Origin of the sequence: Halobaculum sp. XH14 (assembly GCF_032116555.1) — an archaeon.
GTDB lineage: Archaea > Halobacteriota > Halobacteria > Halobacteriales > Haloferacaceae > Halorarum > Halorarum halobium.
On record NZ_CP134951.1, the window covers coordinates 20,861 to 37,169 of the forward strand.

Consider the following 16,309-nt stretch of genomic DNA (forward strand, 5'->3'; position numbering starts at 1 on the left):
CCCGTCGGATCAGGTGCCGGGCGGCCGCCGCCCCGAGGAGACGCTGTCGGTCGATTCGAGCGGCACCTCCTCGCCGGGCGACTGGGCGGCGATGCCGCTGTTGAGTTCGGTCTGGGTCATACAGCTGTCACACCCCCGCACCTGATCGTCGTTGCCTCCGAAGACGCGGACGAACGACGGCGTGACGAAGCTCCCGCAGTTGGTACATTCTGGCATGATGTTGTCCACCGGCCGGTCCGGCCGATGGGTTGGTGGATGGGTGTCGCCGGCGTCACTGTTGGCCTTGACATATCACGGTGTTCAACAGTCGGGGGCGTCCGTCCTCGCCGGCGGCGACCACGACCGCCGTGCTCGACCGGGATCGAGCCGGTTTTCGTCCGGCGGAGCTCTCGCGTCGGACTCGACCGGTGAACGGCGCGGCGGCCCGACGGCGCAGCGACCCGACGGTGGGCCCACGAATCGGGTGTTCGAACCACGGTAGGAACTTCATACCGACGAGTAGCCACGGCATACGGGAACGAACGTGCGTATCCCGACACTTTACGATGTTACTACTGTAATGCCTTCTCGCCGGTAGCTTTCCGTAACGGACGGTTAACGGCCGGATAAGTCGGGCGAATCCTCCGGAGACGGCGATCGATCTCGATACCAGTATGTTGCTGGTGAAAGACCGACGTGGGGCCGTATCCCGGCCGGTCGTGAGTCGGTTGCGCTGCCGGGAACGCGGTTTCCTGACCCAACACCGGAACTTCTATCACGAATCCTTTTTAACACGGGACTGAACGATGGAGCAGTATCGGACCGACGGGGGAAACGGGGGGGCGACCGTCGAGCGAGCGACCCACGACCCGACGAACGGCGAGTCGACCGCGACCGCGGTCGTGATGGCGGTGGGACGCGCCAAGGGAGTGGAACCGACCGGGCTGCCACGGCTCGAGTCGACGATCAACACCGACGCCCTGGACAGGCTCGTCCGTTCGATGGCCGAGAACGACGCCGACTCGGAGGCGAAGGTGTCGTTCAGGTACGCGGGGGTCGACGTCTCGGTCGACGGGTCGGGCGACCTCGTGGTCTGGGTCGCCGAGTAGCCGCCCGGGCCGCGGACGGTCGTTCGACCCGGGGAACGTTTTCCGGACCGCCGAACGGTTCCGCGCCCCCACCGAGCTGCTGGCTCCCGCGTCGCGTGCTGGCTGATCGCTCCCCGCGTCGCGGGCGGGGCGACGGTGAACGGGCGTTCCTCCCGCTCCTGTACGGGACGATCCGCCCGGGTTCGGGACGATTCGATCGGAGTTGCATCGCCGTCGACGGCTCGGTTATATCGGCAAAAACAGGGGTACTGGCCGTTTAAACGCGGCTCACGTCACTCGTCACCGTCGCCGGTGACCTCCGGAATGAGCATCTCGGGGCCCCGCTCGTACTTGGGGGTGCTCGCGAACTCGTGCATCCGCCGCTTCTCGTCATCGGTGATTCGACCCGACATCTGTTACCCTGTGGGAACGAGTGGTAAAAAGTAATTTCGAGTATAACGGGCCGTATTTATCGGCCCCGTCGGCGGTATGTTTCGGTTATCGGTCGGCTGGCGGCTCGATCACCTCGACGACGCCGCGGACGGTCAGTCGTCCATGGCCGTGAGCGGACGCGTGTAGCTATCGGCGACCCGGACGACGACGGCCAGGAGCACGACCAGGACGACGGTCGTGAGCAGTTTTCGTGACATCGCGGCGGAGACGAGGACGCGACTCCGTTTCGTTATCCCCCTCGTAATCGGCGCTGGCGCACCGTCGACCCGACCGGACCGTCGCCCGTCGCCGGGTAGCCTGACCGTTCGAGCGGTCACCGTCCGCATTACAAACCTCCAGACTGCACTGCTGAAAGGTGTGATTACAGTGAGTCCGTCCGACGAAACCGGGAGCTATCGACGCCCGGCCGCGGCGCGCTCGACGCCGGAGCGACCGGTTCCCACGGGCCAGGACGGCTCCGCCGGGGCGGAATGACCTCCCCGAAGACCGCCATTCTGGTGGCCGACGCCGCCGTCGGCCTGGCCATCGGTAACGTGCTCGCCATGCTGCTCGTGGTGACCCACCCGGTCCAGATGTCGACCATGCTGCTCGTCAGGAACGTCTTCATCGCCGGCTTCGTCGCCGGCGTCCTCATCACGCTGCTCATCACGGGTGCCCGCGACGCACACCGGCTCGGCCTGCTGACCAGACACTCGTAGCCCGTCGGCGTCGCCGGTCCACGTCGACGGGAGTCCTAGCAGCTCGAGAACGGCTCGACGGCCGACGGCGACGAGTCGCGGCCGGCGAACGCGATCCCGGAGTCGGCCCCCGACTAACGCCGGGAAGTGGCCGTCTTACGAACACGTGCGGGCGGCAGTAGTCCCGTGTGAGCACGGACCATCCGACCCCCGAGAAACGCGCCCGTCGCCTCGGAACGCCCTCGCCGGGGGTCGGCGTCTTCGCGCTCGTCCTCACCCAGGCCGGCGATCTCGTCACGACGCTCGTCGCCCTCCGGTCGGTGCCGGCGCTCGAGGAGGCAAACGTCGTCGTCGCCCGGGCGATCGCGGCGTTCGGGCCGACCGTCGGCCTGACCGTGGCATCGGTCGTCGCGGTCGGCAGCCTCGTGGCCGCGACGGAGCTTGGCGCGGCGATCGTGCGCGACCACGCCGACGGCTCTCGACGGGTGGTGGGCGCGGTTCGACTGCTCGGTTACGGCCCGGCGACGGCGCTCAACGCGGGCGTCGTTGCCCACAACGTGCTGTTGCTTGCGACGGTCTGACGGCCGGGCACCCGTCCGGACGGCGTCGCTGCCGCTCGATCGGTTCGCGGGCGTCGGGACCGTTCGTGCGTCCGGGGGACGTCCGTTCAGCCATCCGGGACGTCCGGCGTCCCGGTCAGTCGAGCAGGTCCTGGGTCTGAATGAGGCTCCAGGTCTCCCGACCCTCCTCCGTGATCCCGTACACGCGTCCCTTGCGTCGCTCCTCGGGAACGAGCAGTTCGACGAGTTCGCGCTCGCGCAGCCCGCGGAGCGCCCGCGAGACGTGCGTGACCGCGAGGTCCTCGTCGTCGGCGATGCCCGAGGGCGTCGCCGGGCTGTCGGCCAGCCGACCGAGGACGGCGACCCGGTAGCGCGAGCTGATGACGTAGCCGACCACGTCCCAGTCGTCGCTCATGCGTCCGGTCCCCCGGTCGATCCTCCGGCGGCCTCGACCCGGTGTGGATGGGTTCCTGAGTTCATCGGTCCATGCTGTGTGCCCGCGAGGCGGGCCCGTTCGGTCTCCCCCGCGCAGGGGGTGGCTGTACGGCGGCTCATCGGCGGCGGCGCTCCACGAGCGTCATCTCGCGCCCGTTCGTCACGAACCGCGTGTACACGTACTGTGCGACGGTGACCGCCAGGAACGCCCCGACGACGACGACGCCCGCGACGGCGTCCGGGACGCCGGCGAACAGCGGCGCGTCGACGACGGTGAGCAGGTAGAACAGGCCGCCGACCGCGGCGGTGCCGATGTAGAGCGCCTGCCACGGCGGCTCCTCCCGTTCCTCCTCGGGCAGATACCGCTCCAGCTGCCCGACCGTCCCCGTGAGCTCGATCTCGCCGCTGTCGGGGTCGTAGTCGACGATGCCGGCGTTGCGTAGCTTCGGGATGTGTGTCTGGTACAGTGAGACGTACACCCGTTTCTCCTGCTGGTCGGTTAGCTCTTCGGCCGGCACCTGGTTCTCCCAGGCGGCGACTTCCCGTGCGAGCGCGGTCAGTTCGATCGGGCGGCCGTGCTCACGAAGGTACGAGATGACGAAACGACGCCTGGGGTTACTCAGGAGGTCGTACACCTCGTTCTGCGACAGCCTACCGTGCTCTGACTCGGACATCAGTCGGGGCTCGTGTGTTCGGCGATCGCGGGCCGCCGTTGCACCTATAGCGGTCGTTCGGCCACTTTGTTACTCCCAGGTTACGCATTGGCGACGTGAGGACGCTGCTCGGGCCCGCGCTGATTGCATACCCCCCTCGGTCCCGCCGGTTCATTCCACCGTGACACTCTTTGCCAGGTTTCGGGGTTTGTCGATGGACCGCCCGAGGAGGTCGGCGACGTGATACGACACGAGCTGGAGCTGCACGTTCGCCAGCACGCCGAGCGCGTCCGGGTGCGTGTCGGGCACCGGGAGGAACTCGTCGGCCAGCTCGCGGACCTTCCGTGACCCCTCGCCGGCGATGGCGATGACCGGCGCGCCGCGCGCCCGCACCTCCTCGACGTTCGCCAGCGCCTTTTCCTCGTGTCGCCCGTCGAAGACGGCGACGACGGGCGTCTCCTCGGTGACGAGCGCCAGCGGTCCGTGCTTCAGCTCAGCCGAGCCGAACCCCTCAGCGTGCTCGTATGTTATCTCTTTGAACTTAAGTGCACCTTCCAGCGCAACCGGGTGGCCGACCCCCCGACCGATGAAGAAGTACGCGTCGCGGTCGCGGTACCGGTCGGCGAGGTCGGCCACCGTCGAGTCCTCGAGGACCCGCGTGAGGTCGCTCGGGAGCCGCCGGAACGCGGCGGCGCGTTCGGCCCGGTCCTCGCTGGGCGAGCCGGTCAGGTCCTCGACGAGCCGTTCGCCGAGCAGCGACAGCGCGGTCACCTGCGAGGAGAACGTCTTCGTCGCGGCGACGCCGATCTCCGGTCCGGCGCGGATGAACAGCGCGTCGTCGCACGTCCGGGCGGCGGTGGAGCCGACGACGTTCGTGACCGCGAGCGTCCGGGCGCCCTCGTCGCGCGCGTGGCGGATCGACTGGAGCGTGTCGGCCGTCTCCCCGCTCTGTGTGACCGCGACCACGAGCGTGTCCTCGGTGACGGGTGTGGGCGTCGTGGCGTACTCGCCGGCGCGGAACGCGTGTGCGCGGACGCCGCTCTCGACGAGGTGTTCTCTCGCGTACAGGGCCGCGTGGTAGGAGGTGCCACAGGCGACGAACTGGACGTCGCTCACCCCGTCGAACGACCCCGGCGGGAACGACGACAGCGAGACGCCGCCGTCGTCCTCGATGCGGCCGCGGACGGTCCGATCGAGCGCCTGGGGCTGCTCGTTGATCTCCTTGAGCATGTAGTGCTCGTAGCCGTCGCGCTCGGCGTCCTCCGGCTGCCAGTCGACGCTGGTCGGCTCGCGCGGTAGCCGGTCGCCGTCGGTGTCGGTGACGCGGTAGCCGGCCGGGCCGACCTCGACGACGTCGCCGTCCTCCAGGTGGACCACGCGGTCGGTGTACTCCAGGAACGACGGGACGTCGCTGGCGAGGAACTGCCGGTCGTCGTCGAGTCCGAGCACGAGCGGCGAGCCGCGCCGCGTCGCGTACAGCGATCCCTCGCCGCCACACAGCGTCACGACGGCGAAGCTGCCCTCGAGGCGGTCGACGGCGCGCCGGAACGCCTCGTCGGTCGACCGACCGTCGTCGAGCCCCTCCTCGATGAGGTGGGGGATGACCTCGGTGTCCGTGTCGCTGGTGAACTCGTGGCCGCGCTGGCGCAGTTCCTCGCGGAGCGTCTCGTGGTTCTCGATGATCCCGTTGTGGACGACCGAGACCGTGCCCGTGCAGTCGGTGTGCGGGTGGGCGTTCTCGTCGGTCGGCGGGCCGTGGGTGCTCCAGCGGGTGTGGCCGATGCCGATGGAGCCGGCCGGGACCGTCTCCGCGACCGCCTCACGGAGGGCGTCGATCTCGCCCGAGCGCTTCAGGACGCTGACGTCCGCTTCGCCGCGGGGGACCGCGATGCCGCTGGAGTCGTAGCCGCGGTACTCGAGGTTCGCCAGCCCGGTGAGTAACTCGTCGACGACGTCGCCCTCGGCGACGCAGGCGGTTATCCCACACATCGGGTGGCTCCCTCTCGAGACCGGTCGTGCGCCTGTACGAGTGATTGTGACGGTGGTGCCGCCGATAGGGGTCCTCTCATTGGTGGCTCCCGGATGGGCGCGCCATCCGCGTTGACGATGGGGAATGACCCGTTCGCTCCATTGTTATTCGTGCGCTGTGGGCCGTCTCCGTCGGGTTAGTCACGTCCAGCCCGTCGCGCGTCGCGGCGGCCGTATCGTGGACTGATACCGGCAAAACGGCCGAAACCGAGCGGTAGCGAACTGATAACAAAGGGGTTAGCTAGCCCCGAGACGGACGTCACATGTTAGTCATCCGCTGGGCGGGAGACGGCGCGGACGAGCGGTTCGCGCCGTCGATTCCGCCCACCACGCACCCGATCGGGCCGGATCCGGCGGTCGGCGGCTCGGGCACCGTCGGCGCGCGCGGGTGCCGACGACCCGTCGCGTGTCGCCGCCGAGCCAGATCGGGTCGCCGAGTCGTTCGAGGAGTGGGACGCGGTCGCGGTCCGTCACCCGGCCCGTCTCGACGTGTGCCGCCGCCGGCGCCGTCGGGCCGGACGCCAATCCGGGGACCGGCACCGAGCCGGGCGAGACGCTGGCGCGCGACCGGGGAAGCAATGACCTACCGTCCCTCCGAACGAGCGAATCGGTCGACCTGCGCGGGATCCAGCGGTTTCGTCCCCGAGGCGAGGCCGTCGACACGAACCGATAAAGAACCGCTGCCAGTGAGTTGCATAAATACAGCATTACGTATAAGTAATGTGCGTACAGACATTGTAGCTGCCCGAAACACGACGGGTGGGAAAACGGAGTGCCGGGGTGGACGTCTCGGACGCCCCATCGAATCGAGCGGACCGTGGACGCCGGAGCGGACTCGTGGAACGAACCATGTCATCGAAAGCCGGAACCCAGAGACAGATGAACAGTAGTGAGCCGACGACCCCCGAACGCGTCGGCTCAGCGGATAGTTCCTCCCCAGAGGAGGAGAGCGCGGAGGAAGCGACCGAACAGCGAGCACGGGACCTCCCCCTCGACATCATCTTCGAGGTGTTGAAAAACGAGCGCAGACGGCTGGTCCTGGCGTACCTCCGGGACGCGGAGGGGGCCGTCACGATCGGCGAACTCGCCGAGCACATCGCCGCACACGAGAACGACATCACGCCGGCCGAGCTGAACGCCCAGCAGCGCAAGCGCGTGTACATCGGCCTCTACCAGTGTCACCTCCCCAAGATGGACGACGCGGACGCGGTCGCGTTCAACCAGGACCGCGGCATCGTCGAACTCGGGCGGAGCGCGGACACGCTGTATCAGTATCTCGACTCCGACTCGGGGGTCGAGGACAACGCGCGGTTGCGACAGTACACGATGTTCTCGGTCGTCGGCGGGCTTGCGTTCGTCTCGGCCCAGTTCGCGGGCACGCCGATGCTCCCCGAACTCATCGTGTTCGCGGTACTGGTCGGGGTGCCCGCAGTGACGTACTTCTCGGAAGGGACGTAGAGACCGGGTCGGCCACCACATCGTTCCGCTCCGATAGCCGATCAGGGGGGGAGAAACCGTCCGGGGCTCCGTTACTCCCGGACGACGACTTGACCGTCGCTGTGAACCGTGACGCCGCAGCCGTCGAGTTTGAAGAAGACGCCGCCGTCCAGGCCGCGGCTCCGTCCGTTCATGCGGTCGCCGAACAGCGCGTTCAGCGCGTCTGGGTCGACCGCGCTGTTCAGCGGTTCCACCGTCATCGGATCCTTGTCGAGCGTCGCCGCGACGGCGGTGACGACCGCCTCGGCGACCGACTCGTCCCCGAGGTCGATCCGGCTCCGGTGTGCGACGTCCATCGCGTTTGGTCCCCGGTCCACGGCGAGGTCGGGATCGGTCACGGTCATCGGAGATCCCTCCAAAATTGCAGGCTGGTAACAGGGAATAATTCTGCTAACATGCTGATGTACGACCCGTAGTGAGTATCTGCTGTACTTTAAACTAACGAGATATCGTGGGTGCCTCGGGCGGGTATGGAGGCCGGCCGCCGACCGACGGACTGCGTCCGGTCGCCCGGCTCAGTACGGCAGGCCGCCGGCGGTGGGCGAGGCGGCGACCAGCGCCGCGGGCTCCGGGGAACTCGCCCCGCGGTCGCCCCCGACGTCGGTCCCCGGCGCGAGCCCGCAGCCCGGCGCGAGCACCGCGTCCCTGAGGTGGACGTCACGTTCGACGGTCGCGCCGGGGAGCAACACGGCGTTCCCGAGCTCCGCCCCGGACCCCACGGTCGCCCCCGCGCCGACGACGACCGGTCCGTGGAGCGCGGCGTCGCGCGCGACGGTCGCGTTCGCCCCGACCAGTACGGGCCCCGAGAGCGTCGCGCCGCCCGCCACCTCGGCTCCCTCGGCGAGCGTCACGGCCCCGGAGACCGACGCCTCCGGCGAGCACGTCCCGTCGAGTCCGCCGGACAGGTCCGCGAGCGCGAGTTCGTTCGCCGCGAGCAGGTCGGCGGGACGGGCCACGTCGAGCCAGCGGTCGGTCTCGACGACCGAGACGTCCGTCCGGTCGACGGCGCGCGCGAGCACGTCCGTGATCTCGTGTTCGCCGCGCTCGCTCTGGCCGACGTCGAGCCAGTCGCGGGCGGCCGCGGGGAACACGTACGCCCCGGCGTTCGCCAGGTTCGTGGGCGGGTCCGCGGGCTTCTCGACGACGTCGGTGACGCGGTCGCCGTCGGTCGAGAGCACGCCGTACTCGCTCGGGTTCTCGACCCGGTGGGCCGCGACCGCGGGACCACGGTCGAACAGCGCGGCGACGGACGCCGGATCGTAGAGGTTGTCGCCGTTCAGCACCGCGAACGGGCCCTCGAGGTACGGCCGCGCGGCGTCGACCGCGTCGGCGGTGCCCTCGGGGACGGGCTGGTTGGCGTAGTGGACCGGCACGCCCGCGTACGTGTCGCCGAAGTACGAGCGGACGTGTGAGGCCTTGTAGCCGACGACGAACACGAGGCCGTCGGCGCCGCCCGCCACGGCCGCCTCGGCGGCGTGGGCGGCCAGCGGGCGGTTGGCGACGGGGAGCATCGGCTTGGGCGTCACCGTCGAGAGGGGGCGCATCCGGGTCCCCATTCCCGCGGCGAGGATGACAGCCTGCATACGCCGACTGGCAACGGACGACGGGACCCTTGTAATGCGACGGCTATCCCGACGGAATCTCGGGAACGGCTCCTGCCGGGACGAAAACCAGGGACTGAGTCCCGACGCCGGCCGGCTTACGCCTCGGGTCTGCCCGCCGGCCCCGCGTCGAGCTCCTCGATCGCGTCGCCGACGTGCTCGCGGGCCTGCTCGAACAGCTCGGTCGTCCGGTCGGCGTCCTCGGACTCGGCGGTGATGCGGACCAGCGGCTGGGTGCCGCTCGCGCGAACCAGGAACCAGCCGTCGGTCACGTCGACGCGAACGCCGTCGATGTCGGTGACGGCGTCGTAGCGGTCCCGGATCGTCTCGCTCACCGCGGCGACGACTTCGTCGTTTCGCTCGATGGAGACGCTCTCGCGGCGGAGCGGCGTCGACTCCACGGTCGAGAGCTGCTCGGCCAGCGGGCCGCGCTCGGCGACCATCGAGGCGAGCCGCACGGCCGCCAGCGGTCCGTCGGGCGCGGGGACGGCGTCGGGCCAGATCCACGCGCCGCTCGGCTCGCCGCCGAACGCGACCGAGCGCTCGCGGGCGCGCTCCGCGACGTGCCCGTCGCCGACGGCCGTGAGCGTGAGCGACGCGCCGACGTCCTGGAGCGCCCGCCGGACGGCCATGCTGGTGTTGATCGGCGCGGCGATGCGCTCGCCCGGCTCGACCGCGTCGCGCGCGAACAGCGCGAGCAGCGCGTCGCCCGCCACGAACTCGCCCGTTTCCGTGACCGCGAGCATCCGGTCGGCGTCGCCGTCGTGAGCGATGCCCAGGTCGGCGTCGATGGCCCCGACGAACTGGCGGAGCGACCGGCAGTGCTCCGCGGTCGGCTCGCTCGGCCGGGCCGGGAACGAGCCGTCCGGTTGGGCGTTGAGCGTCTCCACGTCCGCGCCGAGCCGGTCGAGCGCGGCCGCGGTCAGCCGTCCGCTGCCGTTGCCGGGGTCGACGACGACCGAGAGCCCCTCGAGCGGCGCGCCCGCCTCCACGAGCGCGTCGACGTGGCGCTCGACCGCGTCCTCGGCGGTCTCGACGGCGCCGACGCCGTCCCAGTCGGCGCGGTCGAACTCGCCGGACCGGATCCGTTCCGCGATCGCGTCCTGCTGGGGACCCACGTACGCCGAGCCCTGCTCGTCCCAGAGTTTGAGCCCGTTGTCGGCCGGCGGGTTGTGCGAGGCCGTGACGGTCACGCCCGCGTCGGCGTCGTACCAGCCGACGCCGCGGACGACCGTCGGCGTCGACACCTCGCCGAGGCGGACGACGTCGGCCCCGCACTCGGTGAGCCCCGCGACGAGCGCGTCCGCGAGCATCCGACCGCTGTCCCGCGGATCGCGCCCGACCACGACCCGGTCCCTGCCGGCCGAGGCCACCGCGCGCCCCACGTCGAGCGCCGTGGACGCGGTGACCTCGGACCCGACCTCGCCCCTGATTCCGCTGGTGCCGAACATGGGTGGTGCTGTCCCAGCCGGACAATAGTTATACTGCTTATACTCCGACGCCCTCGTCGTCGGTCGCGACGTCGCGTTTCGGGCCGGAACCGCACCCGTTCCGCTCGTGTGGTGGCTACGTGTCTGTCTCGGCGTCGTCGCCACCGGCGGAACTGTTGGCGGCACCCGAACCGGTCCCGCCGAGGTCCGCAGCTCCGGCGCCGTTGGCGTCACTTGCACCGGGCTCGCCGACCTCGCCGATGCCGACGTCGGCGGGATCGACCTCGCCGGTGCCGGCGTCCCGAGCGGCGGCGTCCGCATCGGCGCCGCGGGGCTCCTCGACCGCTCGGCCGTGGTCCGCCGCTCGCCCGTGACCGTTGACCGCGGGGTCGCCGGCGAGTCGACCGTCCGCCCCGTCCTCGTCGTTCGACGGGCTGCGGAGGCCGGGCGGCCCCGAGCGCACGGGAGAGACGTCGGCGCCTCCGGCGGCCTCGTCTCGCGCCCCGCGACGACTGACGACCGCCGCGTCGGCGTCGACGGGCCCGACCGCGTCCCGGCCCGTCCGGTCGGCCCGGCGACCGCGGCGCGTGCCGCCGGTTCGCCGGTCCGCGCCGTTCAACGCCGCGTTCGCGTCCATGTCGAGCGTCATCGCCCACAGGGTCGAGAGCACGCCCAGCAACCCGACCAGAAGCGACGAGCCGAGCGCGGCCGCCGCCCCGCCGCCGGCGAGCCCCGGAACCGTCGCGCCCGCGAGCGCGGCCGCCCCGGCGACCACGCCGAGGCCCCCGGCGAGCGTCGCCAGCGCGCCGACCGCGTAGGCGAACACGAGCGGGTGGAAGTCGAACAGGAGGTACTTCGTCCGCATGCGCCAGAGGAAGTTTCGGAGGAGCATCCCCGACACCTTCGGGATGTACGTCGAGTAGTCGATGTGGCTCTCCTCCTCGCCGTACGTCACGGGCCGCGGGACGTCGAGTACCCGGAGCCCGGCGACGTTGAGTTTGACGAGCAGGTCGTTGCAGTAGCCGTAGAACTCGTACATCCCGTCGATGTCGGCCCGTTCGAGCGCCTCCAGCGAGATGGCGGTGTAGCCGCTCTGGGGGTCGCCGGTCGTCCAGTAGCCGCTGGCCATCTTCGTCAGCCCCGAGAGGACGGCGTTGCCGACGAAGCGGAACGCCGGCATCTCGTCCCGGTCGGTCCGGTTCAGGAACCGGTTCCCCTTGGTGTAGTCGGCCCGCCCCTCGACGATGGGGTCGAGCAGCGCGTCGAGCATCTCCGGCTCCATCTGGTCGTCCCCGCCCATCACGGTCGTCACCGCCATGCCGTCCTCGCGGGCGTGCCGGTAGCCGGTCTTTATCGCCCCGCCGACGCCGCGGTTCTCCTCGTGCTCGATGGGCACGACGCGCCGCGTGAACCGGCGCGGCCCGTCCGGCGCCGGCTCGAACGCCTCGTTGAGACGGCTCGCCGTCTCGCGGATCTCGGCCAGGGTGCCGTCAGTGGAGCCGTCGTCGACGACGTACACCCGGTCGACGAACGACGGCACGCCCTCGAGGGTTCGGCCGACGAGTCCCTCCTCGTTGTATGCCGGGATGACGACCCCGACGGTGTGTCCTCGGTACATGATCTCGCCGGGGCTGTGCCCGGCAGGTCGTGCCAGCGTACGCCCACGAACGGTTTTGTTACCCGTCTCCTGTCGCGTCGCCTCGGCCGCTGGCGGACGTCAGCCGCAGGGTAAACAGGCCGAGATTACCTGACCGAAGGCCGATACGACTCGACCCGTCCGCGACGGGGACCGATCGCGGCGAAACTGGCCGCCTGCGGGCCACAGCCGCTCCATAACAAAGCCTCGCGTCCGGGACCGGAAACGCAATGACCGGGAACCGCGCCGCCGAGCGGACCGCCGCGTTCACGCTCGCGGTCGTCGTCGTGACCAGCGCAGTGACCGCCGTGCCGGGCCTCGTGCTGTTCGTCGGGACCGCCGCGGCGAACTACGACGGCAGCGTCGCGGTCGCACAGGGCACGAACTGCTACGACGTCACGCCGGTGAGCGGCAACCAGGACGTGATCGACTTCTACGACTACCGGAACCCGGAAACCGAGCCGTCGTCGAGCACCTACAGCTCCTTCGGGACCACGGAGTACCAGGAGACGAGCGTCTCCTCGATGTTCGTGTACGAGGGCTCCGAGGGGACGAGCCTCGTCGTCGTCCACGACCGCACGGGCGACGAGGACGGCGGGACCACCATCACGTGGGAGCTCTCCGGGCTCCCCGCGGACGCGGAACTGGCCGTGCAGGACGACCAGTACACGAAGCCGAACGGTGAGCCCCAGGACGACGACTTCGAGTACGCTGACGGCGATCCGACCGCGGACATCGACTGGAAGTACGCCGAGAACCGAACCGATGGGGCGGCCTTCCGGGGGCTGGAGAGCGAGGGGTTCGACACCATCACCATCGACCCGGCGTACAACGAGGAGGCAGATCACTGGGGCGATTGGGGAAGATCCGGCTCCCCCGAGTTCCGGGTGGACGCCTGGAAACTGAAGGAGGAGGGCGGCAGCACGGTCGCGGAACTTGCGCTCGACCGGTCCGTCTACGTCCACGGTAGCCCCTGCTGGTCCGGGTCCGCCCCCGACGCGACGATCGAGAACCCCGACTCCCCCGCAGTGAACGAGTCGGTCACGTTCGACGCGGCCGGCACCGTCGACGCCGACGGCAACGTCGCCGGCTACGAGTGGGACTTCGACGGCGACGGCGAGACCGACGAGACCACCACGGACGCGACCGCCGCGCACGCGTTCAACGAGTCCGGACCCCGCTCGGTCTCGGTCACGGCGTTCGACACGTACGGGAACAACGACACGGCGACGACGCAGGTGCTCGTCGGAAACACGCCGCCGACCGCCGATCTGACCGCGTCCCCCGCCGCGGCCGCGCTGAACGAGACCGTCACCCTGAACGCCTCGGCGTCCGCCGCCGCCGACGGCGACATCGGGACGTACGAGTGGGACGTCGACGGCGACGGGGTGGTGGACAGAACCACCACGAACGCGACGATCGAGCACGCGTACGCGGAGAACGGGACCTACGACGCGACCGTCACCGTCGTCGGCGGCGACGGCGAGAACGCCTCCGCATCCGTCGAGGTCGCCGTGACCGACGAGCCGCCGACAGCCGCGTTCTCGGCCCCCGACTCGGTGACGGTGAACGAGACCGCGACGTTCGACGCCGCGAACGCCACCGACGACGGCGGCATCGAGACGTACGAGTGGGCGTTCGGCGACGACGCGACCGCGACCGGCGAGACGGTCGCGCACGCGTACGAACGACCCGGTAACTACACGGTGACGCTCACGGTCGCGGACGGGCGGTCGAACGACACCGCCTCGAGGGAGGTCACCGTCACCGACCCCGACGAGGGCACCGGCAACGAGAGCGAGGACGGTGACGACGGAAACGGTACCGATGGCGACGACGGTGACGGGAGCGGTGACGGCGACGGCGGCGGCGGTGGAGCGCCGCCGAGCGGCGGCGGCAGCCCCCCGAGCAGCGGCGGCGGCGCGCCGCCCGCCGGCGGAGGTGGCGGTGGTGGAGGCGGTGGCGGCGGCGGGGCGAGCGAGGCCGAGGAGCCCGACCCACAGCCCGCCTTCGAGGTCGGCGCGCTGAACGCCACCGCGACCGAACTGGTCGCGGGCGGGACGGCGACGTTCTCGCTCCCGGTGGCCAACGCCGGCAACGCCTCGGGCAACACGACCGTCGCGTTCGCGGTGAACGGGACGACGCTGGCCAACCAGACGGTCGAGGTCGGCCCCGGCGAGAACACGACCGTCAGCTTCTCCCACCGCTTCGACGAGGCCGGCACGGCGACCGTCGCGGTCGGCGACGTCGCGCCGGTCGCGGTCGAGGTGCGCCCGGCCGAACCGGACCTCCGGGTGATGGCGCTCACGACCGACACGGACTCGGTCACCGAGGGCGAGCGGGTCCGCCTCGACGCCACCGTCCGCAACGCCGGCCACGCCGCCGGCTCGATGGAGGTCGAACTGGAGCTGTTCGACGAGGTCGTGGCCGTGGAGACCGTCTCGGTCGAACCGGGCGAGACGCGCACCGTCTCGTTCACGAGACGGATCAGCGCGCCCGGCACCTACACCGCGAGCGTCGCGGGGCGGAACGTGACCCTCACCGTGGTCGACACCGCCGACCCGACGCCCCCGTCCACCGACTCGACCGCGACCACGACGCCCGGGTTCACGGCGCTCGAGGGGCTGCTCGCGCTGCTCGTGGCGCTCGCGCTCGCCGTCGGCCGCCGGGAACGCTGATCCGATCCGGCCGATTCGCCCCCGGGTAACCCGCGTTCCCGTTCGGAAGGGTGTGCCAAACGGCGGGACTGCGACGTGTTGACGCACATTAACAAAGGTCGTCTCCCCACCACCGTCGCTCATGCGAGTTCGACACGTGAAGTCGTCGACCGTGATCGTCGAGGACGGGGACACGTCCGTCCTGTGTGACCCGTGGCTGCTCGACGGAGCGTTCTACGGCTCCTGGGTCCACTACCCGCCGCCGGCGATCGAACCCGAGGACGTCGACGTCGACTACATCTACGTCTCCCACATCCACCCGGACCACTTCCACCGGGAGACGATGGAGCGGCTCGACACCGACACGCCGGTGCTCATCCACGACTACGCGACCGACTTCCTCAAGCAGAACATCGAGCGCCTCGGCTTCGAGACGGTCGAACTCCCGCACGCCGAGCGCACCCACCTGAAGGGCGACCTCCACATCAACGTCCTCGGGGCCGACAACTGCGACCCTGAGGTCTGTGGCAGCTACTTCGGCTGCGGCTGGTGGATGGAGGGCGCGTCCGACCGGACCACCGACGGCTCGACCCAGATCGACTCGATGGGCGTCTTCGACGACGGCGAGTCGGTGCTGGTCAACGCCAACGACTGCCGCTGGCCGCTCTCCGAGCAGGCCTGCATGACGGTGAACGAGCAGTACGGCGAGATCGACATGCTGCTCATGCAGTACTCGGCGGCGAACTTCTACCCGCAGTGCATGGACGACTACACGCCCGAGGAGAAGCGCGAGGCCCGCGAGGAGGTCATCGAGGAGATGTACCGGGACGCCGAGGGGTTCATCAACGTCCTCGAACCGAAACACGTCATGCCGTTCGCGGGGAGCTACACGCTCTCGGGGTCGCTCACGCACCTCAACCAGTACGTCGCCTCGCCCAGCCGACAGGAGGCGTACGAGCACTTCTCGACGAGCGACACCGTCGAGCCGGACCACACCGAACCGGTGCTGGTCAACAGCGACGAGTGGGTCGACGTGAAGACCGGCGAGCAGTCCGCCCCGTACACGCCGGTCGATCCGACGGAGAAGATCCAGTACATCCAGGACGAGCTCTCGACGGTCTCGTTCCCGCACGAGAGCGACGAGATGCCCACCGTCTCCGAGTTCGAGGAGGTGCTCGACCAGGCCTACGAGCACTTCGACGCGAAGCGGCGCGACATCAACTGGGAGAGCGACACGACCGTCCTCCTCGAACTCGTCGACGACCGGGTCGCCTCGCTCTCGATGGCTGGCGAGGGCTGGGAGATCGTTTCCGAGCGCGAGGCCAGGCAGGTCGAGGACTACGTCCGGATGAACGTGGATCCCCGCCTGCTCTACCGCATCCTCAGGGGGCCCCAGTACGCCCACTTCAACAACGCCCAGATCGGCTCGCACATCGGCTTCGAGAAGGAGCCCGACGTCTACGAGCGGCCGCTCTACTACTCGATGAGCTTCCTGCACGCCTGACCGGCACCGTCGACCCCGTTCGGCCGGCGGGACGACACGCCACCGTCCCGCCGCGACCCCCCACGCTCCCCCGTGTATCCTGCCTATAACAATGTCCGCGTCACTACTCCA

At 70.0% G+C, this 16,309-nt stretch carries 14 protein-coding genes; 6 read left to right on the forward strand and 8 right to left on the reverse strand.

Features of this window, described 5'->3' with window-relative positions:
• Positions 1–9: 9 nt before the first annotated feature.
• A complete protein-coding gene (locus tag RJT50_RS17805) occupies positions 10–216 on the reverse strand; it encodes a DUF7563 family protein (protein ID WP_313696257.1) in 207 nt (68 codons plus the stop codon).
• A 569-nt stretch (positions 217–785) separates the two neighbouring features.
• Here RJT50_RS17805 and RJT50_RS17810 point away from each other — a divergent pair.
• From RJT50_RS17810 to RJT50_RS17820, 3 genes are all read left to right on the forward strand, one after another.
• Positions 786–1,088 carry a HalOD1 output domain-containing protein gene (locus RJT50_RS17810; protein WP_313696258.1) on the forward strand — a complete coding sequence of 101 codons (303 nt, stop codon included), beginning with the start codon at positions 786–788 and terminating at the stop codon, positions 1,086–1,088.
• A gap of 902 nt (positions 1,089–1,990) precedes the next feature.
• On the forward strand, positions 1,991–2,218 hold the full coding sequence (locus RJT50_RS17815; RefSeq protein ID WP_313696259.1) for a hypothetical protein: 228 nt from the start codon (positions 1,991–1,993) through the stop codon (positions 2,216–2,218).
• A gap of 167 nt (positions 2,219–2,385) precedes the next feature.
• The gene (locus RJT50_RS17820) at positions 2,386–2,778 is read left to right on the forward strand and encodes a DUF5658 family protein (protein ID WP_313696260.1); all 393 of its coding nucleotides are present in this window, start codon (positions 2,386–2,388) and stop codon (positions 2,776–2,778) included.
• A 115-nt stretch (positions 2,779–2,893) separates the two neighbouring features.
• Here the strand turns inward: RJT50_RS17820 and RJT50_RS17825 are convergent, their stop codons facing one another.
• The 3 genes from RJT50_RS17825 to glmS form a co-directional block, all read right to left on the reverse strand.
• Positions 2,894–3,172, reverse strand: a complete 279-nt coding sequence (locus tag RJT50_RS17825; protein WP_313696261.1) for a winged helix-turn-helix domain-containing protein — start codon at positions 3,170–3,172, stop codon at positions 2,894–2,896.
• 136 nt (positions 3,173–3,308) lie between these two features.
• Positions 3,309–3,866, reverse strand: coding sequence for a DUF7344 domain-containing protein (locus RJT50_RS17830; protein WP_313696262.1), 558 nt, complete (start codon positions 3,864–3,866; stop codon positions 3,309–3,311).
• 150 nt (positions 3,867–4,016) lie between these two features.
• Positions 4,017–5,834: a glutamine--fructose-6-phosphate transaminase (isomerizing) gene (glmS, locus tag RJT50_RS17835; RefSeq protein WP_313696263.1), complete on the reverse strand. Its 1,818-nt coding sequence runs from the start codon at positions 5,832–5,834 to the stop codon at positions 4,017–4,019.
• A 918-nt stretch (positions 5,835–6,752) separates the two neighbouring features.
• On the opposite strand from glmS, the gene RJT50_RS17840 reads away from it, so the two are divergent.
• A complete protein-coding gene (locus RJT50_RS17840; RefSeq protein WP_313696264.1) occupies positions 6,753–7,331 on the forward strand; it encodes a DUF7344 domain-containing protein in 579 nt (192 codons plus the stop codon).
• Positions 7,332–7,402: 71 nt separating this feature from the next.
• Here the strand turns inward: RJT50_RS17840 and ddfA are convergent, their stop codons facing one another.
• The 4 genes from ddfA to RJT50_RS17860 all read right to left on the reverse strand — a co-directional run bounded on the left by ddfA (position 7,403) and on the right by RJT50_RS17860 (position 12,019).
• Positions 7,403–7,714 carry a DdfA family disk-determining factor gene (ddfA, locus tag RJT50_RS17845; RefSeq protein ID WP_313696265.1) on the reverse strand — a complete coding sequence of 104 codons (312 nt, stop codon included), beginning with the start codon at positions 7,712–7,714 and terminating at the stop codon, positions 7,403–7,405.
• 171 nt (positions 7,715–7,885) lie between these two features.
• Positions 7,886–8,953 (reverse strand): bifunctional sugar-1-phosphate nucleotidylyltransferase/acetyltransferase, encoded by a 1,068-nt coding sequence (gene glmU / locus RJT50_RS17850; protein ID WP_313696266.1) that lies wholly within the window; start codon positions 8,951–8,953, stop codon positions 7,886–7,888.
• Between the two features lie 116 nt (positions 8,954–9,069).
• The gene (gene glmM / locus RJT50_RS17855; protein ID WP_313696267.1) at positions 9,070–10,422 is read right to left on the reverse strand and encodes a phosphoglucosamine mutase; all 1,353 of its coding nucleotides are present in this window, start codon (positions 10,420–10,422) and stop codon (positions 9,070–9,072) included.
• A 115-nt stretch (positions 10,423–10,537) separates the two neighbouring features.
• On the reverse strand, positions 10,538–12,019 hold the full coding sequence (locus tag RJT50_RS17860) for a glycosyltransferase family 2 protein (RefSeq protein ID WP_313696268.1): 1,482 nt from the start codon (positions 12,017–12,019) through the stop codon (positions 10,538–10,540).
• Between the two features lie 248 nt (positions 12,020–12,267).
• Here RJT50_RS17860 and RJT50_RS17865 point away from each other — a divergent pair, with 248 nt between their 5' ends.
• Both RJT50_RS17865 and RJT50_RS17870 read left to right on the forward strand, forming a co-directional pair.
• Positions 12,268–14,715, forward strand: a complete 2,448-nt coding sequence (locus RJT50_RS17865; protein WP_313696269.1) for a PKD domain-containing protein — start codon at positions 12,268–12,270, stop codon at positions 14,713–14,715.
• A 136-nt stretch (positions 14,716–14,851) separates the two neighbouring features.
• Positions 14,852–16,198: an MBL fold metallo-hydrolase gene (locus RJT50_RS17870; protein ID WP_313696270.1), complete on the forward strand. Its 1,347-nt coding sequence runs from the start codon at positions 14,852–14,854 to the stop codon at positions 16,196–16,198.
• Positions 16,199–16,309 lie beyond the last annotated feature (111 nt).

Excerpts from the sequence above, each read along its gene's own strand:
- RJT50_RS17805 (WP_313696257.1), bottom strand. The coding sequence starts at position 216 with ATGCCAGAATGTACCAACTGCGGGAGCTTCGTCACGCCGTCGTTCGTC.
- RJT50_RS17810 (WP_313696258.1), top strand. The coding sequence starts at position 786 with ATGGAGCAGTATCGGACCGACGGGGGAAACGGGGGGGCGACCGTCGAG.
- RJT50_RS17815 (WP_313696259.1), top strand. The coding sequence starts at position 1,991 with ATGACCTCCCCGAAGACCGCCATTCTGGTGGCCGACGCCGCCGTCGGC.
- RJT50_RS17825 (WP_313696261.1), bottom strand. The coding sequence starts at position 3,172 with ATGAGCGACGACTGGGACGTGGTCGGCTACGTCATCAGCTCGCGCTAC.
- RJT50_RS17830 (WP_313696262.1), bottom strand. The coding sequence starts at position 3,866 with ATGTCCGAGTCAGAGCACGGTAGGCTGTCGCAGAACGAGGTGTACGAC.
- glmS (WP_313696263.1), bottom strand. The coding sequence starts at position 5,834 with ATGTGTGGGATAACCGCCTGCGTCGCCGAGGGCGACGTCGTCGACGAG.
- RJT50_RS17840 (WP_313696264.1), top strand. The coding sequence starts at position 6,753 with ATGAACAGTAGTGAGCCGACGACCCCCGAACGCGTCGGCTCAGCGGAT.
- ddfA (WP_313696265.1), bottom strand. The coding sequence starts at position 7,714 with ATGACCGTGACCGATCCCGACCTCGCCGTGGACCGGGGACCAAACGCG.
- glmU (WP_313696266.1), bottom strand. The coding sequence starts at position 8,953 with ATGCAGGCTGTCATCCTCGCCGCGGGAATGGGGACCCGGATGCGCCCC.
- glmM (WP_313696267.1), bottom strand. The coding sequence starts at position 10,422 with ATGTTCGGCACCAGCGGAATCAGGGGCGAGGTCGGGTCCGAGGTCACC.
- RJT50_RS17860 (WP_313696268.1), bottom strand. The coding sequence starts at position 12,019 with ATGTACCGAGGACACACCGTCGGGGTCGTCATCCCGGCATACAACGAG.
- RJT50_RS17865 (WP_313696269.1), top strand. The coding sequence starts at position 12,268 with ATGACCGGGAACCGCGCCGCCGAGCGGACCGCCGCGTTCACGCTCGCG.